16 protein-coding genes are annotated in these 23,657 nt (G+C 63.4%); 10 read left to right on the plus strand and 6 right to left on the minus strand.

What is annotated here, in order from left to right; all coding sequences use genetic code 11:
* Position 1: 1 nt before the first annotated feature.
* From hslV to MSG32_RS15255, 4 genes are all read right to left on the minus strand, one after another.
* The gene (hslV, locus tag MSG32_RS15240; RefSeq protein WP_043332970.1) at positions 2 to 523 is read right to left on the minus strand and encodes an ATP-dependent protease subunit HslV; all 522 of its coding nucleotides are present in this window, start codon (positions 521 to 523) and stop codon (positions 2 to 4) included.
* Positions 524 to 854: 331 nt separating this feature from the next.
* Positions 855 to 1,508 carry an SPOR domain-containing protein gene (locus MSG32_RS15245; protein WP_043332968.1) on the minus strand — a complete coding sequence of 218 codons (654 nt, stop codon included), beginning with the start codon at positions 1,506 to 1,508 and terminating at the stop codon, positions 855 to 857.
* 3 nt (positions 1,509 to 1,511) lie between these two features.
* Entirely contained in the window at positions 1,512 to 3,197 is a 1,686-nt protein-coding gene (argS, locus tag MSG32_RS15250) for an arginine--tRNA ligase (protein WP_043332965.1), read from the minus strand.
* 240 nt (positions 3,198 to 3,437) lie between these two features.
* Positions 3,438 to 5,696, minus strand: coding sequence for a primosomal protein N' (locus tag MSG32_RS15255; RefSeq protein ID WP_248380548.1), 2,259 nt, complete (start codon positions 5,694 to 5,696; stop codon positions 3,438 to 3,440).
* A 240-nt stretch (positions 5,697 to 5,936) separates the two neighbouring features.
* Here MSG32_RS15255 and rpmE point away from each other — a divergent pair, with 240 nt between their 5' ends.
* Both rpmE and MSG32_RS15265 read left to right on the plus strand, forming a co-directional pair.
* Positions 5,937 to 6,149: a 50S ribosomal protein L31 gene (rpmE, locus tag MSG32_RS15260; RefSeq protein WP_054556509.1), complete on the plus strand. Its 213-nt coding sequence runs from the start codon at positions 5,937 to 5,939 to the stop codon at positions 6,147 to 6,149.
* Positions 6,150 to 6,717: 568 nt separating this feature from the next.
* Positions 6,718 to 7,986 carry a malic enzyme-like NAD(P)-binding protein gene (locus tag MSG32_RS15265; protein ID WP_043333076.1) on the plus strand — a complete coding sequence of 423 codons (1,269 nt, stop codon included), beginning with the start codon at positions 6,718 to 6,720 and terminating at the stop codon, positions 7,984 to 7,986.
* 195 nt (positions 7,987 to 8,181) lie between these two features.
* Here the strand turns inward: MSG32_RS15265 and MSG32_RS15270 are convergent, their stop codons facing one another.
* Positions 8,182 to 8,943: a DUF481 domain-containing protein gene (locus MSG32_RS15270; RefSeq protein WP_043332961.1), complete on the minus strand. Its 762-nt coding sequence runs from the start codon at positions 8,941 to 8,943 to the stop codon at positions 8,182 to 8,184.
* 224 nt (positions 8,944 to 9,167) lie between these two features.
* Positions 9,168 to 11,684 (minus strand): penicillin-binding protein 1A, encoded by a 2,517-nt coding sequence (locus MSG32_RS15275; RefSeq protein ID WP_248380550.1) that lies wholly within the window; start codon positions 11,682 to 11,684, stop codon positions 9,168 to 9,170.
* Positions 11,685 to 11,932: 248 nt separating this feature from the next.
* Here MSG32_RS15275 and pilM point away from each other — a divergent pair, with 248 nt between their 5' ends.
* The 8 genes from pilM to gltB all read left to right on the plus strand — a co-directional run bounded on the left by pilM (position 11,933) and on the right by gltB (position 23,648).
* Complete coding sequence (pilM, locus tag MSG32_RS15280; RefSeq protein WP_107335932.1) at positions 11,933 to 12,997, plus strand: type IV pilus assembly protein PilM; 1,065 nt, start codon at positions 11,933 to 11,935, stop codon at positions 12,995 to 12,997.
* Positions 12,994 to 13,584, plus strand: a complete 591-nt coding sequence (locus MSG32_RS15285; RefSeq protein WP_248380552.1) for a PilN domain-containing protein — start codon at positions 12,994 to 12,996, stop codon at positions 13,582 to 13,584. The genes pilM and MSG32_RS15285 overlap by 4 nt, the downstream gene beginning before the upstream one ends.
* Entirely contained in the window at positions 13,581 to 14,213 is a 633-nt protein-coding gene (locus tag MSG32_RS15290; RefSeq protein WP_043332958.1) for a type 4a pilus biogenesis protein PilO, read from the plus strand. The genes MSG32_RS15285 and MSG32_RS15290 overlap by 4 nt, the downstream gene beginning before the upstream one ends.
* Positions 14,210 to 14,761 (plus strand): pilus assembly protein PilP, encoded by a 552-nt coding sequence (locus MSG32_RS15295; RefSeq protein WP_216060542.1) that lies wholly within the window; start codon positions 14,210 to 14,212, stop codon positions 14,759 to 14,761. Before MSG32_RS15290 ends, MSG32_RS15295 begins: the two co-directional genes overlap by 4 nt.
* 152 nt (positions 14,762 to 14,913) lie before the next feature.
* On the plus strand, positions 14,914 to 16,971 hold the full coding sequence (locus MSG32_RS15300) for a type IV pilus secretin PilQ family protein (protein ID WP_248380554.1): 2,058 nt from the start codon (positions 14,914 to 14,916) through the stop codon (positions 16,969 to 16,971).
* Positions 16,971 to 17,513 carry a shikimate kinase AroK gene (gene aroK / locus MSG32_RS15305; protein WP_054556506.1) on the plus strand — a complete coding sequence of 181 codons (543 nt, stop codon included), beginning with the start codon at positions 16,971 to 16,973 and terminating at the stop codon, positions 17,511 to 17,513. The genes MSG32_RS15300 and aroK overlap by 1 nt, the downstream gene beginning before the upstream one ends.
* A gap of 69 nt (positions 17,514 to 17,582) precedes the next feature.
* Positions 17,583 to 18,689, plus strand: a complete 1,107-nt coding sequence (gene aroB, locus MSG32_RS15310) for a 3-dehydroquinate synthase (protein ID WP_248380556.1) — start codon at positions 17,583 to 17,585, stop codon at positions 18,687 to 18,689.
* Between the two features lie 507 nt (positions 18,690 to 19,196).
* Positions 19,197 to 23,648, plus strand: a complete 4,452-nt coding sequence (gene gltB / locus MSG32_RS15315; protein ID WP_054556504.1) for a glutamate synthase large subunit — start codon at positions 19,197 to 19,199, stop codon at positions 23,646 to 23,648.
* The last annotated feature ends 9 nt before the right edge of the window (positions 23,649 to 23,657 follow it).

Consider the following 23,657-nt stretch of genomic DNA (forward strand, 5'->3'; position numbering starts at 1 on the left):
CTCAGGACAGCTCCTCGATGATGGCATTGTGGTTGGTGAAGACGCAGATATCGGCCGCGATGGAGATGGACTTCTCGGTGATCTCGCGGGCGGAAAGCTCGGTATTCTCGATCAGGGCGCGGGCAGCGGCCTCGGCGTAGTTGCCGCCGGAGCCGATGGCCAGCACGCCGTGCTCGGGCTCGACCACGTCACCGTTGCCGGTGATGATCAAGGAGGCATGCTTGTCGGCGACCACCAGCATGGCCTCCAGCTTGCGCAGGGCGCGGTCTGAGCGCCACTCCTTGGCAAGTTCCACGGCGGACTTCACCAACTGGCCCTGATACTTCTCGAGCTGCGCTTCGAAGCGTTCGAACAGCGTGAAGGCATCGGCGGTACCACCGGCGAAACCGGCCAGTACCTGATTGCGATACAGACGACGCACCTTGGCGGCGTTGCCTTTCATGACAGTGTTGCCAAGGGATACCTGGCCGTCACCAGCCAGGGCGACCTGGCCGTTGCGACGCACGGAGACGATCGTGGTCATGGATAACTCCTGAGAGAGCATGCCGGCGATTGGAATAAGGTGAACGGGGCCGGGCATGGCATTTCTGGGCAGACGAGGCCGTGGCCTCGTCGCGTAAAACGGGTGGTGATCGTCAGCCTGGCGCTTGCCACTGCTTGCCGCGATCCTGCACCGCCTGATGGGCGGCACGCGGGCCTGATATCTCACCGGAATGCTGTAGATGGGGGCGCCGATACGGGTTTCAAGTCATCGGCGACTCAGCGTTGACTGCGATCGGCCCTGGTCTGTGCCCTCATGCAACGAGCCCGCTCAAAAATGAGCGGGCCCGTCTGTCGCAAGGCTCACGCCTGGCTTACTGCAGCTTGATCAACAGGGGCTCGATGCCCTGGGTGTTCATCAGGTCCTGGGCGCGATTGAGCTCGCGGGTGTCCTTGTAGGGACCGACCTGCACCCGGTGCCAGACGGTACCACCGGAGGCGTTGACGTCACTGACCTTGGCCAGCAGGCCAAGGTCCTTGAGCTTGCCGGCCAGCTTCTTGGCATCGCTCATCTCGCGGAAGGACGCCGCCTGCAACATGTAGTTGGTCAGCGAGGCCTCGGACTTCTTGGTGCTCTCGGCGCTGCCCGGACGCGGCGTGGACTTGTACTCATCCACCTTGGGCGCGATCACCTCGGTTTCCGGCAGCAGGGTGTAGAACTCGAAGGTCGGCATGTTGCCGGCGGACTCTTCGGGGGCTTCCTTCTGCTGCTGGTTGCCCTGTTTGGCGGCCTGCTGCCCGTTCTGCTGTCCGTTCTGCTGCGTGTTGGCCTTGGGCACGATGGCCGCGACCGGCAGACGCGGGGCCTGTTTCTCGAAGTACTGCGCGAGAGCGAAGCCGGCGATCAGACCGATGATGCCCCACAGCCAGCCGGGCAGACCACGGCTCTGGCTGGCAGCGGGTTGCCGACGGGGGCTCGCCCCCTGGCGGGAGGCGGGCTTCTTGTTGGCGGGGCGGCGAGCAGCCATGGCTTACATCTCCTCGGGAGCGCTGACACCCAGCAGGGCCAGGCCGTTGCGGATGACCTGAGCGGTCGCCAGACCCAGCGCCATGCGCGCATTGCGGGTCGCGTCGTCCTCGACCATCACCTTCACCGCGTTGTAGCAGGTGTGGAAGTCGGAGGAGAGGTCCTGCAGGTACTGGGCGACCTGCTGCGGCTCGCGCACCTTGGCGGCGTGGGCGACGACGTCCGGGAACTGCGCCATGCGATTCATCACGGCCTTTTCCTGGTCGCTGGTCAGCAGGGTGAGCTGCGCCATGGCCAGGGCTTCGTCGAAGGGCTTCTCTTCGCGGCTGGCCTTGCGCAGCACGCTGTGCACGCGGGCATGAGCGTACTGGATGTAGTAGACCGGGTTGTCATTGGACTGGGAGCGCGCCAGGTCGATGTCGAAGGTCAGCTGGGAGTCGGCGCGACGTGCCGCCAGGAAGTAGCGGGTCGCATCGCGGCCGACTTCCTCGATCAGGTCGCGCAGGGTCACGTAGCTGCCGGCACGCTTGGACAGCTTCACTTCCTCGCCGGAGCGCATCACGGTGACCATCTGGTGCAGCACGTAGTCCGGCCAGCCCTTGGGGATGTCCGCCTGCAGAGCCTGCAGACCGGCACGCACGCGGGTCACGGTGGAGTGGTGATCGGCGCCCTGCTCGTTGATGACCTGGGTGAAGCCACGCTGCCACTTGTCGAGGTGGTAGGCGACGTCGGGCAGGAAGTAGGTGTAACCGCCGTCACGCTTGCGCATCACGCGGTCCTTGTCATCACCGAAGTCGGTGGTACGCAGCCACAGGGCACCGTCGTCTTCATAGGTGTAGCCGTTGTCGACCAGGCGCTTGACGGTCTCCTCGACCTTGCCGTCGCTGTAGAGCGAGGACTCGAGGAAGTAGACATCGAATTCGACGCCGAAGGCCTTGAGGTCGAGATCCTGCTCGTGGCGCAGGTAGGCGACGGCGAAGACGCGGATGGCCTCCAGGTCATCGGGGTCCGCGGCGCCGGTCACCTGCTTGCCATCGGCTTCGACGGTGTCGCCGGCCATGTAGGAGGCGGCCAGTTCGCTGATGTAGTCACCGCGATAGCCATCGGCCGGCCAGCTGGCGTCATCCGGGCCCAGGCCCTTGGCGCGCGCCTGGACGGAGAGCGCCAGATTGTTGATCTGGGCGCCGGCGTCGTTGTAGTAGAACTCGCGCGTGACGTCGTGGCCGGTGGCGGCCAGCAGGCGGCACAGCACGTCGCCGACCGCGGCACCGCGGCCGTGACCGACGTGCAGCGGGCCGGTCGGGTTGGCGGAGACGAACTCGACCTGCACCTTCTCGCCGGCACCCACGTCGCTGTGACCGAAGCTGTCGCTTTCGCTGAAGACGCGACGCACGATGTCGGCTACCGCACCGGTATCAGCGAAGAAGTTCAGGAAGCCGGGGCCGGCGATCTCGACCTTGGAGACGGCATCGGAGGCCGGCAGCGCCGCGATCAGCTTCTCGGCCAGATCGCGCGGCTTCATGCCGGCGGCCTTCGACGTCATCATCGCCAGATTGCTGGCGTAGTCGCCGTGGCTCTTGTCCTTGGTCGGGTCGACCTTGATCTGCGGGCTGGCGTCGGCGGGCAGGGTGCCGTCGGCCTTGAGGGTTTCCAGGGCCTGGCCCAGCAGTTCGATGATCGTCTCTTTCATGGAATATCGGTCTCTTCACGGCTCGGGTCGCACCGCGTGCCATACAGCAGGCGGTTGCAGGCATCAGGCCTGCGGGCAATGGGGGAGTGCGGATGTCGCTGCACGATGGCGGGCATTATCACCGATCCTGCGGCTTGCATAAACCGTCGTGATCAATCGCGCCGCATTCCGCGCCCTGCAGGGATAGTGGTCAGTTCATCGCAAGCGGCGTGAAGGGCTGTCACGCCGCTTGCGTATCACTCAGGCCATGCCGATGGGATCGACATCCAGCGACCAGCGCAGGCGGCGCGCGTCGCGGTCCTGCTCGCAGAGCGTCACCAGCCAGGCCGCCGCTTCATGCAATGGGCCGCGTTTCGCACAGCGCAACAGCAATTGGGCGTGATAGCGATTCTGGCGACGCTCCATCGGTGCGGGCACCGGACCGAGGCAATCCACCTTGAGATTGGCAGCCTCGAGGTGCTGGCGCAGGGCGCCACCGACCTTCAACAGCCACTGTTCGACCTGCTGCTGGTCGGTGGCCTCGGCGCGCAGCAGTGCCAGATGGCTGAACGGCGGCAGCTGGGCGATGCGGCGCTCTTCGAGCAATTCCCCCGCCAGCTGCGGGTAGCCGGCCTGAATCAGCGTCAGCAGGTTGGGGTCTTCCGGGTGGCGCGTCTGGATCAATACCTCACCGGGGCGCTCGGCGCGTCCGGCACGCCCCGCGACCTGCACCAGCAGCTGCGCGGACTGCTCAAGTGCGCGGAAGTCGGCGGCATAGAGGCCGCTGTCGGCGTTGACCACTACCACCAGGGTGACGTGGGGGAAGTGGTGGCCCTTGGCCAGCATCTGGGTGCCGACCAGCAGGCAGGGCTCGCCACGCCGGATCACCGCCAGCGCCTCGCTCATGGCGTCCTTGCGCTGGGTGCTGTCGCGGTCGATGCGCAGCACCGGTACGTCGGGGAATTTCTCGCTGAGCAGCTCTTCGGTGCGCTCGGTGCCCGCGCCCTGCGGGCGAACATCCCCGCTGCCACAGGCTGGGCAGGCATCCGGCAGCGGGCGGGTGCGCTCGCAGTGGTGGCAGGTCAGCTGGGGTGGATGGCGATGCAGGGTCATGCGGGCATCGCAGTTGTCGCATTCGGCGATCCAGCCGCAGGCATGGCAGGTCAGGGTCGGCGCGAAGCCACGTCGATTGATGAACACCAGCACCTGATCCCCCTGGGCGAGGCGCTTCTCGATCGCCTCCAGACTCTGGGTCGAGAGACCGCCCAGCGTCATGCGGCCGCGCAGGTCGACCGGGTGCAGGCGGGCCGGCTGACTGCGTCCGGCGCGCTGATGCAGGTGCAGATGCGTGAAGCGCCCCTCGCGTGCATGGCGCAGGCTCTCAAGAGACGGCGTGGCGCTGCCGAGCACCACGGGTATGCCTTCCTGCTTGCCGCGCACCAGGGCCAGATCGCGGGCGTGATAGCGCAGGCCGTCCTGTTGCTTGAAGGAGCCGTCGTGCTCTTCGTCGACGATGATCACACCGAGTCTGGCCATCGGCGTGAAGATGGCGGAGCGGGTACCGATCACGATGCGCGCCCGGCCGCTGCGGGCGGCTTCGAAGCCATCGAGGCGTTCACCATCGCTGACGCCGGAGTGCAGCATCACCTGCGGCACGCGGAAGCGTCTGCGGAAGCGCTCCAGCGTCTGGGGGGTCAGGCCGATCTCGGGCACCAGCACCAACGCCTGGCCGCCGCGGTCCAGCACCGCCTCGATCAATTGCAGGTAGACCTCGGTCTTGCCGGAACCGGTCACGCCCTCCAGCAGCGTGGGCGAGAAGCGGCTCAGGCCTTCATGCAGACGCGAGAGGGCGCGACCCTGCTCATCATTGAGGGCCAGGCCGGGTTCGGCGAGCACGCCCTTGTTGGCCTGCTCCGGCGTGGCGCCGGTCACCGGCTCCTCACGGGATTCGATGTAGCCGCGGCCGCGCAGGGTCTCCAGCTGCTGGCGGGTGAAGCCCTGGGCGGTAATGGCGCTGTGCACCAGGCCATGACGATGCTGAGCGAGCAGCTCCAGTAACGCGATCTGGCGGGTGGCTCGCCCCAGGCTTGCCGGCTCGGTGGCGCGGCCCTTGTCGGTCAGCGTCCAGCGCTCACGGGTACGCGCCTCGAGGGCGCGCCCCTGACGCAGCAGCGAGGGCATCGCCTGGGCGAAGGTGTCGCCGAGTGAGTGCTGGTAATAGCGCGCGGTAAACTGACATATCCACAACCAGTCGGCCGGCAGCGGTTCGTCATCGATGACTTCGCTGACAGGCTTGAGCTTGTCGATGGGGAAGCTTGAGTCGCTGCGCAGCTCGGCGATCACCCCGACCAGCTGGCGACGCCCGAATTCGACGCGCACGCGCAGGCCCACCTGCCAGCCGTGGCGGGGCGGTTGGCGGGATGGCAGGTAGTCGAACAGATCGCGCAGCGGGCCGGGAATCGCGATGCCCAGCACACGTCCCGGCAGGTGAGTCGCAGTCTTGTCGGTAGTGTCAGGCACGCAAGGTATCCGGATATGAGGTGATATGAGGCGTTCAGTAAAACAGGGATATGCCGTGGCACGCAGTCTACAGAGTGTTGCCCGCAATAAACGGCACAAAGTTTGGTCTTGCGGCAGATGACTGGTAAAATGCGCGGCCTTCCGTCGGAAACGGCGGAATGACCGGTTCAATCCAAAACCCGTGTACGGTGCCTGGCAAGTGATCAGGTGGCGGTGCACAGCGACCTGAGGTTACACATCATGAAACAGGGTATCCATCCGGACTACCAGCGCCAGACCGCAACTTGCTCCTGCGGCGCGCAGCACGAAATCGGTACCACTTCCAAGCAGACTTTCGCGCTTGACGTGTGCTCCGAGTGCCACCCGTTCTACACCGGCAAGCAGAAGCAGGCTACCACCGGTGGTCGCGTCGAGCGCTTCAACAAGCGTTTCGGTGCTGCCATCAAGCGCTGATACCTTCAGCTGCTTGTCGCTTTCATGGCGCTGCGCATCTTGCAGCGTCATGGACGAAAAACCCGCTCACGAGCGGGTTTTTTTGTGCCTGTCGTTCAGGCCGCTCTGAAGAGAGCCACGACCATGGCAGCCGGCCCGGGATGCCCTTGTCGTGATGGTCTGGTCGCAATGGTCTGACGTGATGGTCTTGCCGTAATGCTCTTGCGAAGATCTCACCCCTGCGCTGCGCTTGCTGAAAGGAAAGATTGTTTCCGATTTGGCACTTTTTCTGCTCTGCCTCTGCATCAAGTGCGCCGGAATGGCGGGTTGCGTCAGCGAACGGCCGAAAATCGAGGATCTTGCGCGAATCGTGGCGTCATCTCGGGCCGAAATCGACGCGAAAGCCGGTCAGTGATAAGGAAAGGTTTATGGCTGAGTAGGGCATCCATAACGTTAGACGAATGGCTAAAATGTTTTTTAAACAAACGTTTTAAAGTCATGCATAACAGCAAGTTGCGTCGGTTGTTCAGAGGTGTCTTTTTCTATATTCTGGAGCAGCCAACCCCCCGCCAAATACCGGATGACACGCATGTCTGATGCCATGAAGAAAGCAGCACTGCAATATCACGCCGAACCGATTCCCGGAAAGCTCTCCATCGAGCTGACCAAGCCGACCGAGACCGCCAAGCACCTGGCGCTGGCCTACAGCCCGGGCGTTGCCGAGCCGTGCCGCGAAATCGCCGCCGATCCGGAAAATGCCTACCTGTACACCGGCAAGGGCAACCTGGTCGCGGTCATCTCTGACGGGACTGCCATCCTTGGCCTGGGCAACCTGGGGCCGCTGGCTTCCAAGCCGGTCATGGAAGGCAAGGGCGTGCTGTTCAAGCGCTTCGCTGGCATCAACTCCGTCGATGTCGAAGTGGATGCGGAAAGCCCGCAGGCCTTCATCGACACCGTGCGTCGCATCCACACCACCTACGGTGGCATCAACCTGGAAGACATCAAGGCACCGGAGTGCTTCGAAGTCGAACAGGCGCTGATCGAACAGTGCAACATCCCGGTCTTCCATGACGACCAGCACGGTACCGCCATCGTCACCGCGGCCGGCATGCTCAACGCCCTGGATATCGCCGGCAAGAAGCTGGAAGACGCGCGTATCGTCTGCCTGGGCGCCGGCGCTGCCGCCATCGCCTGCATGAAGCTGCTGGTGGCCAGTGGTGCCAAGGTCGAGAACATCTTCATGCTCGACCGCAAGGGCGTGATCCACAGTGGCCGTGACGACCTGAACCAGTACAAGGCGATGTTCGCCACCGAGACCGAGCTGCGCACCCTGGACGACGCCATCGATGGTGCCGACGTCTTCGTCGGTCTGTCCGGCCCGAATCTGCTCAAGGCAGAGCAGCTCAAGAAGATGTCCGCCAATCCGATCGTCTTTGCCTGCTCCAACCCGGACCCGGAGATTCATCCGGATACCGCTCGCGAAGCACGCCCGGACGTCATCATGGCGACAGGTCGCTCCGACTACCCGAACCAGGTCAACAACGTGCTGGGCTTCCCGTTCATCTTCCGTGGCGCGCTGGATGTACGTGCGACGCGCATCAATGAAGAAATGAAGCTGGCCGCCGTTCACGCCCTGAAAGACCTGGCGCGTGAGCCGGTCAGCCAGGATGTGCTGGATGCCTACGAGATCGACAGCCTCGAATTCGGCCCGGGTTACATCATCCCGACGCCGATGGACTCGCGTCTGCTCGAGCGTCTGCCGGCCGCCGTGGCCCAGGCGGCCATCGATTCCGGTGTCGCACGCAAGCCGTACCCGGCGCACTACCCGCTGACCAGCACGGATCAGGTCTACGGTTAAGCGTCAGCGGTCGAATGGCCGGTTGGCGGCGTCGCTGAAGCGACGCAAGACATGAAAAAGCCCTCGTCGGAGTTTCCGGCGAGGGCTTTTTGTTGGTGGCTGCTTTCAGCCTTGAGCCTAGAGCCTTGAGCCATGAACCGCGAGCCATGAGCCACCAGCGACTGGCACCTGGGTAGGCAGGCGTCAGGCCTGTGCTCAGAAGCTGTAGAGGATGGAGGCCGCCGTGGTGGTGTCGGTCTTGGCATCCGACTCGTCGGGCGGGTTGGTGTTGTTCTCGATCTCGTGCGAGAGCTTGAGAGCGAGGCTTGCATTGATGGCGACCGTCAGCGCGGTATAGCTGCGACTGATCACGTTCTCGCGCGTGGCCTCCGCCGAGAACTGCTGCTCGAACTTGGAGGTGTCGGAAAGCTGCCAGCGGTAGTCCATCGCGCCATAGCCCAGCAGGTAGTTCTCGTGATCCCCCGCCGTGATGTCATCGAAGCGATAGCCCGGCCCGGCCTCGAGGGAGAGGTTGTGCTCGGGGCCATCCAGTATCGTGATGCCCTCGCCGACGATGGAGGTGACCTGGTGGTTGTAGCCGGAGAAGCGCTCCTTCTCCCAGCGCAGCAGCCCGAAGGCGTAGTGGTCATCGCTGAGGTCATAGCGCTCGCGCTGGCCGACCAGGTACTTGTCGGTCGTGGTCTCGCCACTGCTGGAGACATGCTTGGCCTCCACACGGAAGGTGTGGGTCCAGGGCTTCAGGTGCCAGGAGAGGCTGGTCTTGCCCAGCAGGGTCTCGCTGTTCGAGTTGCCCGACAGCTTGGTGAAGCCCAGCTCGGCCTGGCCGCTGAAGGGTTCAGAGTCCTCGCTGGCGGGTGGCGGTGCATAGAAGAGGTCGTCTGCGACAGCCGTGTCGAGGGGAAGCAGGGCCAGGCACAGAAACGCGGTCCTGCGCAGTGTGGGCAATGGGTGAAGCATGCGAACTCCGGCATGTTTGAGGCATGACATCATCATCGGGAATATGGCTTGCGAGATGACGCTTGCTGAGCGAGGCGGCCTGGCGCGTCATCCGTACGCTACCAGTGGATCGCGATACGGGGGAGCCTTGCGAATGCTCAGATGGCAGAAGAGCGACCAGCGGCCGCTCTTCCTTGGGCTCTCCCCCTGCCGATGAGGCTGGCAGGCGAGGTCTGGAGATCAGATCAGAAGATGGCCTCGAAAGTTCCGGTACCTTCCGAACCGCTTTCCTGCTCCAGCTCCTTGCGGATGGTGCGTTCCTTGTAGGGCGGCAGATTATCCTTGCGGAACAGCTCACTGATGCCGCCGGACTGACCGCTGCGCAGGCGCTTGCCAGAGTCCGGGTCGATGGTCGCCGTCACGATGTTGTCCGGACGCTCCATGGTGGAGGACGGCATGCCCTTGAGAGCGCCGCGCATGTAGTCGACCCAGATGGGCAGGGCAGCCTGGGCGCCATACTCGGCCAGGGTGTCGTTGGAGTCCTTGCCGACCCAGACCGTGGCCACCAGCTTGCTGTTGAAGCCGGAGAACCAGGCATCACGCTGGTCGTTGGTGGTGCCGGTCTTGCCGGCCAGGTCATCACGACCCAGCGCCAGGGCGCCACGGCCAGTACCGCGCTTGATGACATCCTGCATCATGTCACGGATCAGATACATGGCTTCGGGGGAGGCGACACGCTCGGCCAGCGGGTACTGGCGACCGTCACGATTGACGGTGACCATGCCCGGCGCACAGTTGGCGCAGGCAACCGGCGGATGCGCTTCATAGTCGGTCTCGTCATCGCCACGCGTGATGGTATCGATGTACCAGGGCTCGACACGGAAGCCGCCATTGGAGAGCACGGCATAGCCGCGTGCCATCTCCAGCGGGGTCAGCGAGGCGCTGCCCAGGGCCAGTGACAGGCCATTGGGCAGCTCGTCACGCTGGAAGCCCAGCTTGACCAGGAAGTCGAGGGTCTTGTCGAGGCCGACCGTCTGCAGCAGACGCACGGAGACCAGGTTCAGCGAGCGATACAGGCCAACGCGGATACGGGTCGGGCCGGTGAACTTGCCGCCGGCATTTTCCGGACGCCACACCTTGCCGCCATCCTGAAGCACGACGGGGGCGTTGTTGATGATGGTCGCCGGTGACATGCCAGCCTGTTCGAGCCCGGACAGATAGACGAACGGCTTGAAGATCGAGCCTGCCTGACGGCGTGCCTGGATGGCGCGGTTGAACTTGCTGGCGGAATAGCTGAAGCCGCCTTGCAGGGCGAGGATGGCGCCACTTTCCGGGTCCAGCGAGACGATGGCGGATTGCGCGTCCGGCAGCTGGCCCAGACGGTAGCCGTCGTCCTGCTTGATCACGCGTACCAGATCGCCGGCCTTGGCGATCTCGGCGGCCGAACCCGGCACGCCACCACGCCATTTGGCGCTCTTGTACTCGCGTGCCCACTTCAGGCCGTCCCAGTCGAGGGTCACGACCGTGGCGTCGGCCAGCAGTGCCTTCATCTGCTTGCCGGTGCTTTCGACCACGATGGCGGCCTTCAGCGGGCCGTAATCCGGGGTGCGATCGAGCACTTTCAGCCAGTTCGAGACATCACGGTCGATGCCGGCGATGCGCTTCTCGCTCTTCTGGGCCGCCTGCTTGGCGGTTTCCAGCACTTCCGGTGACTTGGAGAGTTCTTCCTCGAGGCCGGCCTGATCGGTCTGGTCCTGAGCTTCCGCCAGCGAGGCGGCGATGTCGGATTCCTCGACCCCGCGCCAACCGTGGCGGGTATCGTAGGCGATCAGCCCCTTGATCAGCGCATCACGTGCCATTGGCTGCAGCGAGCTGTCCAGCGTCGTGGTGATGCGGACGTTGTCGGTGTAGGCCTTGTCGCCGAAGCGGTCGACGGCGAAGCTGCGTGCCATTTCCGCGACGTAGGGTGCCTGCACTTCCGGCCGGGAGTAGTGGCGTGCCGCGGTGATCGGTGCCTTGACGGCTTCGTCATAGGCCTGCGGCTCGATGTAACCCAGCTCCTTCATGCGCAGCAGGATCCAGTTGCGACGGATCAGTGCGCGCTGCGGGTTGGTCAGCGGGTTGAAGCTCGACGGCGCCTTGGGCAGGCCGGCCAGCATGGCCTGCTCGGCCAGGGTCAGTTCATCCAGGGACTTGTCGTAGTAGGTGCGCGCAGCGGCGGCGATCCCGTAGGCGCGATGGCCCAGGAAGATCTTGTTGACGTAGAGCTCCATGATCTCCTGCTTGGAGAGGATCTCTTCCATCTGCAGCGACAGCAGAATCTCGCGAATCTTGCGCGTGAAGGTCTGGTCCAGCGTCAGCAGATAGTTGCGCGCCACCTGCATGGTGATGGTACTGCCACCGGACTGGATGCTGCCGCTGGAGGCCAGCTGCACGGCCGCGCGCGCCAGCCCCTTGGGGTCGATGCCCGGGTGGGAGAAGAAGTTGCTGTCCTCGGCGGCGAGGAGGGCGTCGACGAAGGTCTCGGGGATCTCGTCGTAGGTGACCGGGATGCGGCGCTGGTCACCGTATTCGCCGATCAGCTTGCCATCGCGGGTATAGATGCGCAGCGGCGTCTGCAGCTTGGTATCCTGAAGCTGGTGGACGTCGGGCAGGCCCGGCGAGAAGTACAGCGAAGCGCCAACGATGGCCAGAAGTCCCGCGGCACATAGTGATAGCAGCAGCCAGAACACTGGCGAAAATAGTCGTCTCAATAGCTTCATGGGCAAGACAGGGTCCGTGGGTAAGAAAAGCGAGTGGCTGCGCGGGGATTGGCAATTCCATTGCTGGGGCATTATAAGTAGCGGGTTCAGATGCGGCCAGCGTTGAACCCTGACTTGCGCGTCTGTTGTGTTATTCTGGGAAACATAATGTAACATCCTGGAATGATAGAGGGTGTCGCGGCAACGTCGTCAGGGAACCGGCGGCCAGCCAGTCTGGCAAGATCGTCATCAGAGCAGGGGAACGCCAATTGCTGGGACTCAAATCCGCCGGCAAGGGACTCATCGGGGTCGATATCACGTCGGCCACGGTGAAGCTCCTGGAGCTGTCCAGGCAAGGAAATCGATACCAGATCGATAGCTATGCGGTGCGTCCACTCAAGGAAGGCGCAGTCGTCGAGCGACGTATACGGGACATGGACGAAGTCGTGCTGGCCATCAAGCGCGCGGTCGAGCAGGCACAGCCGCGCTCGAAGCGTGCCGTGGTCGCGGTTCCCGCGAGCGCTGCCATCACCAAGACACTGAGCTTCCCGGCCAATCTCGCCGATGACGAGATCGAGCAGCGCATCGCGCTCGAGTCCGAGAAGCACTTTCCCTTTCCGCTGAACGATGTCGCGTTCGACTTCCAGCATCTGGGCGTCAATCCGCGCAATCCCGATCAGCAGGACCTGCTGCTGGTGGCGTGTCGCAGCCTGGATGTCGATCAGCTGACCTCGGCACTGTCCCAGGCCGGCCTCGAGCCGGCTGCCGTCGATGTCGAGACCTTCTCCCTCGAGCGCGCCTTTGGCGAGCTGCGTCATCAGTTGCCGCCGACCTACGACAACGAAGAGTGCGTTGCCGTCGTTGATATCGGCGCGACGATGACCGCCTTCCACGTCATCCAGAATGGCCGCATCGTCTACAGTCGCGACGCCGTCTTCGGGGGGCGTCAGCTGACGGACGAGATCATGAATCGCTTCGATCTCTCCAATGATGAGGCGGGCCTGGCCAAGAAGCGTGGCGGTCTGCCGGATACCTATGACAGCGAAGTGCTGGGTCCGTTCCGCGAGACGCTCATCCAGCAGATCGCACGCTCACTGCAGCTCTATTACACCGCCGGCAAGCGCCGCGAGGTGCAGCGTATCCTGCTCGGGGGCGGTACTGCCGCCATCGTCGGGCTGCGTGAAGGCCTGGCGGAGCACACCGGGCTTGAAGTGATCATGGCCAACCCCTTCACTCACATGAGCGTCAATCCGCGCGTCGACATCCAGGCGCTGGCGGGCGATGCCCCGGCGATGCTCACGGCCTGCGGTCTTGCGATGAGGAAGCGCTCATGACCATCGAGATCAATCTGCTTTCCTGGCGTGAAGACCGGCGTGAGAAGCGCAGCAAGCGCTTCATGGGCATACTGGCGCTGGCGGCTGTCATCGGTATCGGTGGTGGCTATGGCATGAGCGAGTATTACCAGAGCCAGCTCGAGGCGCAGCAGCAGCGCCATGCCTTCATCGAGAAGGAAATGGCCCGCCTCAATCGTGACATCAAGGAAGTCGAGGACATCGAGGCACGCCGCACCCAGATGCTCGACCAGATAGAGCTGATCCGCAGTCTGCAGTTCTCGCGTCCGGAAACGGTGCGGGTCTTCAATCAGCTGGTGACGTCTCTGGTGGACGGCGCCTGGTATCAGAGCATCAGTCGCAGCGGGCGCCAGCTCAAGGCGAATGGCACGGCGGAAAGCACGCGTCAGGTCTCGGGCCTGATGCGCGCCATCGCCCTGTCGGATTCCTTCGGCACCCCGACGCTATCCGATGTGCAGAGCAATGACGACGATCAGCGCAGCTTCAACATCATGATTCCGGAGCGCCCGACGGGGTCGGCGCTGAACGCTGCCGATGCGGAAAATGACAAGAAAGGAGGTCGGCGATGAGTTTCATCGATGCTGAAATCCGCCGCCTCAAGTCGACGGATTTTCGTGATCTTGACCTGAAGGAAGCCGGCATCTGGCCGGTCACGCTGCAGGCCGTGCTGGCACTCATCGTGCTGGGCGCTCTGTTCTGGGCGTCCCATTGGTTCCTTGCGGCGCCCAAGGCAGAAGACCTCGAGCGTCTGCGTGCTCAGGAAAGTCAGCTGCTCCAGCAGTTCGAGAGCAAGGCATTCAAGGCCGCCAACCTGCCGGCCATGCGCGAGCAGATGGTGGAGCTGGAGTCCCGCATGGGGCAGCTGCTGGAAATGCTGCCCACCGACGCGGAAGTCCCGGCGCTGCTGGATGATATCAGCGAGACGGCGATCAACAATCAGCTGGCGGTCGAGTACATTCGTCTGAAGCCAGCGGAGAATCGCAACTTCTACGTCGAACAACCTTTCGATATCAAGGTGCGCGGCGACTATCATCGTATCGCCGCCTTCATTTCCGGTGTCGCGGGGCTTTCACGCATCGTGACGCTGCATGATTTCGTGCTGACGCCGGTCGCCAACAGCGATGACCTCGAGCTTTCGCTGCTGGCCAAGACCTACAATTATCGTCAGACCCCGGCAACATCAGGAGGCAAGCAATGAGCCTGATGACACGTCGAAATACCGTGTTGGGAAGTGCGTTGCTGGTCACTTTGCTGGCGGGTTGTGGAGATCCGCAGCTGGGCGCGCTGGAGGGGGAGCTCGAGTCCTTGAGAGGGCGTCCTTCCGGCAAGGTGCAGGAGTTGCCGCCGCAACCCGAGTATCATCCCGTCACCTATGACATGGCGGATGCGCGCAGTCCTTTCCAGTCACGCCTGCCGGAGCCCGAAGAGGAGCTGACGGCCGTCGACAACGGTGTACGACCGGACCTCGATCGCCCTCGTGAACCACTGGAAGCCTGGCCGATGGAGCAGCTCAGCATGGTCGGGACGCTGGATGTCGATGGCGCGCGTTCGGCGTTGATTCTGACGCCGGAGCAGGAAGTGCAGCGTGTGCGGGTCGGCAACCATATGGGCAGCAACTTCGGCAGGATCACCCGTATCGGTGATACGCAGATCGATATGGTGGAAATCGTGCCCAATGGTCAGGGCGGTTGGATAGAGCGGTCTCGCGCCATGGCGCTGAAAGAGCCCGTGTCGCAAGGTGGTTGAGATCACTGGCGTTGGCAGTAGCCATATTGTCACGGAAGACGAACGGTCGACCCGCAAGAGTTGGCGACCGACACCATAACGCTTCGATAAGAATAAGGCGCGATCAGCCCGACGGTTGAACGGAGCCACGGCGAGACAGGGGACTAGGGAACATGACGCGATTGCAACGAATGAGTCTGCTGGGGCTGGCGGCAGTCGGTAGCCTGATGGCGAATGTGGCGATGGCTGCGTCGTCGCTGCAGGATCTCAACTTCACCGCCCTCGGGGGTGACCGTATGGAGCTCAAGCTCGACTTCGTCGGCGGAGTGCCGGAGGTCAAGGGCTACCGTATCGAGACGCCGCCGCGCATCACCATCGACCTCCTGGATACCAGCAGCCAGCTCGACAAGCGTCGCTTCGACCTGGGGCTCAGCGGCGTGGATGAGCTGGTGGCGCTGGAGGCCGGCTCGCGCACGCGTCTGGTCATGAAGCTCAGCCAGTCCAAGCCGTACGTCACGCGCACCGAGGGCAACAGCCTCTACGTCATCATCGGCGAGCAGGGCGGTGCGCCGGGCGCTCAGCCTGCGGCTGCCTCCCAGGCGAACGCCGCCAACGTGCCGCCGGACAACCGTGCCCTGGAAGTGGCCAGCGAGCCGGCCGTCAGTGGCATCGATTTCCGTCGTGGCACGGACGGTGAAGGTCGCGTCGTGATCAACTTCAACCGCTCCAACGTCGAGTCACGCGTTACCGAGCGCGGGCGCAAGATCTACGTCGACATCAAGGGCGTGAAGCTGCCGCCGGAGATGAATCAGGTGCTGGATGTCGGCGATTTCGCCACGCCGGTGACGCGTATCGACCCGCAGCGTACCCGTGATGGCGTGCGCATGGTGGTGGATGCCAGTGGCTACTACACCCAGCTGGCCACCCAGGCAGGCAACGAGCTGGTGCTCGAGGTCAAGCCGCTGACGCGTGAAGAGCAGGCGGAGCGCATCAAGGACAAGTTCCCCTACACCGGCAAGAAGATCTCGCTCAACTTTCAGAACATCGAAGTGCGCTCCGTGCTGCAGATCATCGCTGACTTCACGGGGCTCAATCTGGTCGCCAGTGACAACGTCACCGGCAACGTGACCCTGAACCTGAAGGAAGTGCCCTGGGATCAGGCGCTGGATCTGGTGCTCAAGTCCAACGGTCTGGCCAGTCGTCGCATGGGGAACGTGCTGATGGTCGCCCCGGCGGAAGAGCTGGCGGCACTGGAGCGCAAGGAGCTCGAGGCGAATCAGCAGGTCAAGGAACTGGCGCCGATGACCACCGAATACATCCAGGTGCGTTATGCCAAGGCGGCGGATCTGGCGGCGTTGCTGCGTGGTGAAGGCGGTATCGGTCTGCTGTCCGAGCGGGGCCGCGTGATGGTCGATGAGCGCACCAACACCATGCTGATCCAGGATACCCGCGATACGCTCGAGTCCATTCGCGGCACGTTGGAATATCTCGATATCCCGGTGCGTCAGGTGCAGATCGAGGCGCGCATCGTCATCGCACGCAGCAGCGTCTCCAGCGAGATCGGTGTCAATTGGGGGCTTTCCAACAGCAGCAACGGCAAGTTCGGCCTGGAAGGCGCGTCGACCGGTACGACCAGTGATGGCGGCCTGAGTGTCAATCTCGGCGATGACAGTGATCCGGGCAGCACCTTCAGCTTCGGTTACCTGTCCGGCGATATCCTGCTGGACCTGGAGCTCTCGGCGCTGGAAAGCGAAGGCAAGAGCCAGACCATCTCCCAGCCCAAGATCATCACCGCCAACCAGAAGAAGGCCGTCATCAAGCAGGGTCAGGAAATTCCCTACGAGGAGGCGACCTCCAGCGGTGCGACCAACATCGAGTTCAAGGAAGCGGTGCTGGCATTGGAAGTGACGCCGCAGATCACGCCTGACAACCGCATCATCATGGATCTGTTGATCAACAATGACGATGTCTCCGATGACAGCTTCAATGGCGAACCGGCCATCGATACCAATGAAATCGAGACGCAGGTGCTGGTCAATGACGGCGAAACCGTGGTACTGGGCGGCATTCTGACCTCCGAGCAGATTCGCAGCGTCTTCAAGACGCCCTTCCTCGGGGACCTGCCGGTGATCGGGAATCTGTTCCGCTATACCGAAGAGTCCAACGAGAAGGTAGAATTGCTGGTATTCATTACCCCGAAGATCATCGAGGACGGCCTGGCGGTGCGCTGATGCATGTGATTCCCAACGTATTCCTTGTCGGCCCCATGGGGGCCGGCAAGAGCACTATCGGCCGCCTGCTGGCGGCCGACTTGCATCGTGAATTTTGCGATAGCGACCATGTGATTGAAGACCGCTGCGGAGCCAGCATTCCGTGGATTTTCGACGTCGAGGGCGAGTCCGGCTTTCGTGAACGTGAGCAGGCTGTCATCGATGAGCTGACCTCGCTCAGGGAAGTCGTGATGGCCACCGGTGGTGGCGCCATCATGGCGGAGGCCAATCGGCGCGTACTGCGCGAACGCGGCACTGTCGTGTATCTCTACGCGCCTGTCGAACAGCAGCTCAAGCGAGCCGGCCGTGATCGCAATCGTCCGCTGTTGCAGCAGGATGACCCCGGGCGGGTGCTCAAGCGCCTGTTCGAGTTGCGTGACCCGCTCTACCGCGAGACGGCCGATATCATCGTGCGTACCGATCGGCGCAGCCCTCGGGCGGTCACCAACGAGATCCGTCGCCGCATCAAGGCACTGGCGGACCCGTTGCACGCCCCTGGCTAGTCTCATCAGCGGCTGGTGGCCCTGGCGGGCATCAGTCGCTGTCATCTGTTTCGCCCAAGGAGAATTCTGATGTCCCTGGCACCTGCTCATCGTCTTGATGTCGCGCTCGGCGAGCGTAGTTACCCCATTCATATCGGGCCGGGCCTGACCGCACGTGGTGATCTGATTCGGGAGCACCTTGCGGGGCGTCAGGTGATGATCGTCACCAACACCGTGGTGGCACCGCTGTATCTGGACGCACTGAAGGCCTCGTTGGGCGAGGGGCTCGATATCCGCGAGGTCATTCTCGACGACGGTGAGCAGACCAAGCACATGGCCAGCATCGGCCTGATCTGGGATGCCCTGCTCGAGGCCGGCTTCAATCGCCGCTGCACCCTGATCGCCCTCGGTGGCGGTGTGATCGGTGACATGACCGGCTTCGCGGCGGCCTGCTATCAGCGGGGCGCAGCCTTCATCCAGGTGCCGACCACGCTGCTGTCGCAGGTGGATTCCTCGGTGGGCGGCAAGACCGGCGTCAACCATCCGCGCGGCAAGAACATGCTGGGCGCCTTCTGGCAGCCGCGTCTGGTGCTGATCGATACCGCAAGCCTCAAGACATTGCCGCAGCGTGAGCTGTCAGCGGGCATGGCCGAGGTTATCAAGTATGGTCTGCTGTGGGATGAAAGCTTCCTGAGCTGGCTTGAAGACAACATGACGGCCCTGATGGCGCTGGACGAGACCCTGCTCGGTGAAGCCATTCGCCGCAGCTGTGCCATCAAGGCGGATGTCGTGGCGCAGGACGAGACAGAGCAGGGCGTGCGTGCGCTGCTCAATCTGGGTCACACCTTCGGGCATGCCATCGAGACGGACCAGGGCTATGGCGTCTGGCTGCACGGCGAAGCCGTCGGCACCGGCATGCTGATGGCGGCTGAGCTTTCGGCGCGCATGGGCTGGCTGTCGAGTGGGGATGTGGAGCGTGTCTCGCACATCATCGCCAAGGCAGGCTTGCCGCTGGCGGCTCCGGAAGACATGGGCGTCGAGGACTTCCTCAAGCACATGCAGCTGGACAAGAAGAATGTCGATGGCCGTCTGCGCCTGATCCTGCTTGAGCGTATCGGCCGAGCGGTGATTACCGAAGAGGCGCCAGCCGGTGTGCTGGCCGACATGCTGGAGCACTGGCCACGCAGCTCTCGCTGATATCCCGGCCAGCCAACGGCTGGTACATGGGCGCTGCACGACCACGCAAGCCGTCACCCTCTGGGTGGCGGCTTTTCTTTTGACGGGTGTCAGCGCGCCGTGGCGGAGTCAATGGTGGAGAGTGATTCCTGAATTGGTATGCCGTATGCGTAATCGGTATGGGGTAAATCGAATAAAAACGCTGTTTTTTATTCAACCAATACTAAAGTTGCAAGGCGAAATTCATGAGGCATGTCTACCCGCTAAGCGCTTGAGCCTACAGGGTTTTTTGGTTGAAGGTTCTTCTAACCTTCGGTTTTGTCAGGTTTTTTTGGTCGATGGGCGACCTGTGGAGAATTGCGCAGGCGGGAAGCTGGGGGATATGCTCGAGGGAAATCTGGCGTCGTGTAGCGACACTGATGGCGCCACTATCGGCAGGTATAAAAATAAAGATAACCGATAACTATAACCGGGAAAATGCTTGAAAAAAAGCATCTGGACACATGATTTCTCCGTGAGGCACGCCCCATGAACAAAGGTCTCCACCATCCGGGAGAGTTCCGCGACAACTGCGGCTTCGGTCTGATCGCCCATATGGAAGGGCAGGCGAGCCACGAACTCCTGCAGACCGCCATTGAATCCCTGACCTGCATGACCCACCGTGGCGGGATTGCCGCTGACGGCAAGACCGGCGATGGCTGTGGCCTGCTGCTCAAGATGCCGGACGGCTTCATGCGCCAGATCGCTCGAGAGACCCTCGGGCTGGAACTGGGCGCCCGCTATGCCGTCGGCACGCTTTTCCTGCCTGACGATGACGCGCGTGAACAGTCCGCGCGTGACGCCTTCGAGTCGGCGCTGAGCGCGCGCAATCTCGAGGTGCTGGGCTGGCGCGACATGCCGGTAGATGACAGCGTGTGCGGCCCGATGGCCCGCGACTGCCTGCCGCGCATCCGTCAGGTCTTCGTCGGCGCCGCCGACGAGCGCACTGACATCGCCTTCAATGTCGATCTGTTCATGGCGCGTCGCTATGCCGAGCAGGCGCTGAAGAGCGAAGAGGACTTCTACGTCTGCTCGCTCTCCGGCAAGGTCATCTCCTTCAAGGGTCTGGTGATGCCGGAAGACCTTCCGCGCTTCTACAAGGACCTGGGCGACCCGCGCCTCGAGACCGCGATCTGTGTCTTCCACCAGCGCTTCTCGACCAACACCGCGCCGCGCTGGCCGCTGGCCCAGCCGTTCCGCTTCCTCGCCCACAATGGCGAGATCAACACCATCGAGGCCAACCGCGGCTGGGCCAACGCGCGCAAGGAGAACTTCGTCTCCGAGCAGCTGCCCGAGATCGCCGAGCTGGACGAGATCGTCAACACTGTCGGCTCCGATTCCTCCAGCATGGACAACATGCTGGAAGTCCTGCTGACCGGTGGCATGGATATCTATCGCGCCATCCGCATGATGGTGCCGCCGGCGTGGCAGAACGTCGAGCAGATGGACTCCGATCTGCGTGCCTTCTATGAATACAACTCCATGCACATGGAGGCCTGGGACGGCCCGGCGGGCATCGTGCTCACCGACGGTCGCCACGCCGTGTGCATGCTGGACCGCAACGGCCTGCGTCCGGCGCGTTGGGTCATCACGCGCAATGGTTTCATCACCCTGGCTTCCGAGATCGGCACCTACGACTACAAGCCGGAAGATGTCGTCGCCAAGGGGCGCGTCGGGCCGGGTCAGGTGCTGGGTGTCGATACCGAGACCGGTGAAGTGCTGCACACCGATCAGGTCAGTGAGCGCCTCAAGGGCGCGCATCCCTACAAGCGCTGGCTGCGCGAGAACGCCAACTATCTCGAGTCGGCACTGACCGAGCTGGCGCGTTTCCAGCCGATGGATGCCGATCAGCTGGACGTCTACCAGAAGATGTTCCAGGTCAGCTTCGAGGAGCGCGATCAGCTGCTGCGCCCGCTGGCCGAGAGCGGTCAGGAGGCGGTCGGCTCCATGGGCGATGACACGCCGATGGCCGTGCTGTCGCGCCAGAACCGCGTGCTGACCGACTACTTCCGTCAGAAGTTCGCCCAGGTCACCAACCCGCCGATCGATCCGCTGCGCGAAGCGATCGTGATGTCGCTGGAGACCTGCTGTGGTGCCGAGCTCAACATCTTCGACGCGACGCCGGAGCACGCGCATCGCCTGATCCTGACCACGCCGGTGCTGTCACCGCGCAAGTTCAATGCGCTGGTCAATCACGAAGATCCGGCCTTCACCTCGCAGACGCTCAAGCTGCACTACGATCCGGCGCAGGACTCCCTCAAGCAGGCCCTCAAGGGCCTCTGCCAGCAGGCTGAGGAAGCGGCGCGCAATGGCAAGGTGATCCTGGTACTCAGCGACTGTGGCTTGAAGAAGGGGCAGCTGCCAATCCACGCCGCTCTGGCGACCGGCGCCATCCATCATCATCTCGGTGCACTGGCCCTGCGCCCGCGCGTCAACCTGGTGATCGAGACCGGCTATGCGCGTGACGCGCACCAGATGGCAGTGCTGTTCGGGGTGGGCGCCACGGCGGTCTACCCGTACCTTGCCTATCAGGTGATGGCTGACATGCATCGCACCGGCGAGCTGTCCGGCAACCCGGCAGATGCCCGCGAGAACTATCGCAAGGGCATGCAGAAGGGGCTCTACAAGATCCTGTCCAAGATGGGCATCTCGCACATCGGCTCCTACCGTGGCTCGCAGCTGTTCGAGGCGGTCGGCCTCAACAGTGAAGTCATGGACATGTGCTTCACCGGCATGGCCTCGCGCATCGAAGGTGCCGGCTTTGCCGAGCTGCAGTTCCAGCAGGAGCTGCTGGCCCGTGAAGCCTGGCTGCCGCGCAAGCGCATCAAGCAGGGCGGACTGGTCAAGTACGTGCATGGTGGCGAATACCACGCCTACAACCCGGATGTGGTGGTGAAGCTGCAGCAGGCCGTGCAGCAGGGTGACTACGGCAAGTGGAAGGAATTCGCGCGCCTGGTCAACGAGCGCCCGGTGGCGACCATTCGTGACCTGCTGACCCTCAAGCCGGTCGCCGAGCCGCTGCCGATCGAGGAAGTCGAGTCCGTCGAGTCCCTGTTGCCGCGCTTCGACAGTGCCGGCATGTCGCTTGGTGCACTGTCTCCCGAGGCACATGAAGCGCTGGCCCAGGCCATGAATGAGGCCGGTGGGCGCTCCAACTCCGGTGAGGGTGGTGAGGACCCGGCGCGTTACGGCACCGTGCGCTCCTCCAAGATCAAGCAGATCGCCTCCGGTCGCTTCGGTGTCACGCCGGCGTACCTGGTCAATGCCGAGGTACTGCAGATCAAGGTCGCACAGGGCGCCAAGCCCGGTGAGGGCGGTCAGCTGCCGGGCGGCAAGGTCAACGACCTGATCGCACGTCTGCGCTACGCCGTGCCGGGGGTGACACTGATCTCGCCGCCGCCGCACCACGATATCTATTCCATCGAGGATCTGGCGCAGCTGATCTTCGATCTCAAGCAGGTCAATCCGTCGGCGCAGGTCTCGGTCAAGCTGGTCTCCGAGCCGGGGATCGGCACCATCGCCACCGGTGTCGCCAAGGCGTACGCCGATCTGATCACCGTCTCCGGCTATGACGGCGGCACCGCGGCCAGCCCGATCACCTCGATCAAGCACGCTGGTTCCCCGTGGGAGCTGGGGCTACCCGAGGTGCATCAGGCGCTGCGCATCAACCAGCTGCGCCACAAGATCCGTCTGCAGACGGATGGTGGCCTCAAGACCGGCCTGGACGTGGTCAAGGCCGCGATCCTGGGCGCCGAGAGCTTCGGCTTCGGTACCGCGCCGATGGTCGCGCTGGGCTGCAAGTACCTGCGTATCTGCCACCTGAACAACTGTGCCACCGGTGTCGCGACCCAGCACCAGGCGCTGCGTGACGAGCATTTCCGCGGCACCGTCGAGATGGTCAAGCACTACTTCCGCTTCATCGCCGAGGAAGTGCGCGAGCTGATGGCACTGCTGGGCGTGCGTCAGATCACCGACCTGATCGGTCGTACCGATCTGCTCGAAGTGCTGGAAGGCGAGACCAACGCGCAGCGTCGTCTCGACCTCACGCCGTTGCTGGGCAATGACTTCGTGCCCAAGGACGCGCCGCAGTTCTGCCAGGTCAGCCGCAATGAGCCGCATGATCCCGGCGCCAAGAACCTCGAGATGCTGGCCGCGATGGAATCGGCGATCGACAGCCGCAGCGGTGGCGAGTTCAGCTTCCATGTCACCAACTGTGATCGCTCGGTGGGCGCGCGTGTCTCGGGTGAAATCGCCAAGCGCTATGGCGAGGCCGGGCTGGCAGGCTCGCCGCTCAAGGTCAGCCTGACCGGTGTGGCAGGCCAGAGCTTCGGTGTCTGGAACGCGCACGGACTCGAGATGCATCTGGAAGGCGACGCCAACGACTATGTCGGCAAGGGCATGAACGGCGGCAAGCTGACCATCGTGCCGCCGCGTGGTTCGCGCTTCGAGAGCCACAAGACCGCCATCATCGGCAACACCTGCCTGTACGGCGCGACCGGCGGGCGGCTGTATGCCGCAGGCACCGCCGGCGAGCGCTTCGGGGTGCGCAACTCCGGTGCGCACGCCGTGATCGAAGGCGCGGGTGACCACTGCTGTGAGTACATGACCGGTGGTCTGGTGTGCGTGCTGGGCGAGACAGGCGTCAACTTCGGTGCGGGCATGACCGGCGGCTTCGCCTACGTGCTGGACGAGAATCGCGACTTCGTCGACAAGTACAACCACGAGCTGGTGGAAATCCACCGCATCAATACCGAAGCCATGGAGGCCTATCGTCGCCATCTGCGCGAAGTCATCGAGGAATATGTGGCCGAGACCGGCTCCGAGCGCGGGCGCGACATCCTGCGTGATTTCCCTGACTTCGTGCGTCACTTCTGGTTGGTCAAGCCGAAGGCGGCAAGCCTCAACGGCCTGCTGGACCAGTCACGGCGTCAGCCGGAGTGATCGCATCCC

The sequence above is a fragment of the Cobetia sp. 1CM21F genome (assembly GCF_023161745.1).
Lineage (GTDB): Bacteria > Pseudomonadota > Gammaproteobacteria > Pseudomonadales > Halomonadaceae > Cobetia > Cobetia amphilecti.

What these genes read in the sequence shown, in the direction of transcription:
- aroK (WP_054556506.1), top strand. Translation starts at nt 16,971, where the DNA reads ATGCATGTGATTCCCAACGTATTCCTTGTCGGCCCCATGGGGGCCGGC.
- hslV (WP_043332970.1), bottom strand. Translation starts at nt 523, where the DNA reads ATGACCACGATCGTCTCCGTGCGTCGCAACGGCCAGGTCGCCCTGGCT.
- gltB (WP_054556504.1), top strand. Translation starts at nt 19,197, where the DNA reads ATGAACAAAGGTCTCCACCATCCGGGAGAGTTCCGCGACAACTGCGGC.
- MSG32_RS15270 (WP_043332961.1), bottom strand. Translation starts at nt 8,943, where the DNA reads ATGCTTCACCCATTGCCCACACTGCGCAGGACCGCGTTTCTGTGCCTG.
- MSG32_RS15265 (WP_043333076.1), top strand. Translation starts at nt 6,718, where the DNA reads ATGTCTGATGCCATGAAGAAAGCAGCACTGCAATATCACGCCGAACCG.
- MSG32_RS15290 (WP_043332958.1), top strand. Translation starts at nt 13,581, where the DNA reads ATGAGTTTCATCGATGCTGAAATCCGCCGCCTCAAGTCGACGGATTTT.
- MSG32_RS15245 (WP_043332968.1), bottom strand. Translation starts at nt 1,508, where the DNA reads ATGGCTGCTCGCCGCCCCGCCAACAAGAAGCCCGCCTCCCGCCAGGGG.
- rpmE (WP_054556509.1), top strand. Translation starts at nt 5,937, where the DNA reads ATGAAACAGGGTATCCATCCGGACTACCAGCGCCAGACCGCAACTTGC.
- MSG32_RS15300 (WP_248380554.1), top strand. Translation starts at nt 14,914, where the DNA reads ATGACGCGATTGCAACGAATGAGTCTGCTGGGGCTGGCGGCAGTCGGT.
- aroB (WP_248380556.1), top strand. Translation starts at nt 17,583, where the DNA reads ATGTCCCTGGCACCTGCTCATCGTCTTGATGTCGCGCTCGGCGAGCGT.
- MSG32_RS15285 (WP_248380552.1), top strand. Translation starts at nt 12,994, where the DNA reads ATGACCATCGAGATCAATCTGCTTTCCTGGCGTGAAGACCGGCGTGAG.
- MSG32_RS15295 (WP_216060542.1), top strand. Translation starts at nt 14,210, where the DNA reads ATGAGCCTGATGACACGTCGAAATACCGTGTTGGGAAGTGCGTTGCTG.
- argS (WP_043332965.1), bottom strand. Translation starts at nt 3,197, where the DNA reads ATGAAAGAGACGATCATCGAACTGCTGGGCCAGGCCCTGGAAACCCTC.
- MSG32_RS15275 (WP_248380550.1), bottom strand. Translation starts at nt 11,684, where the DNA reads ATGAAGCTATTGAGACGACTATTTTCGCCAGTGTTCTGGCTGCTGCTA.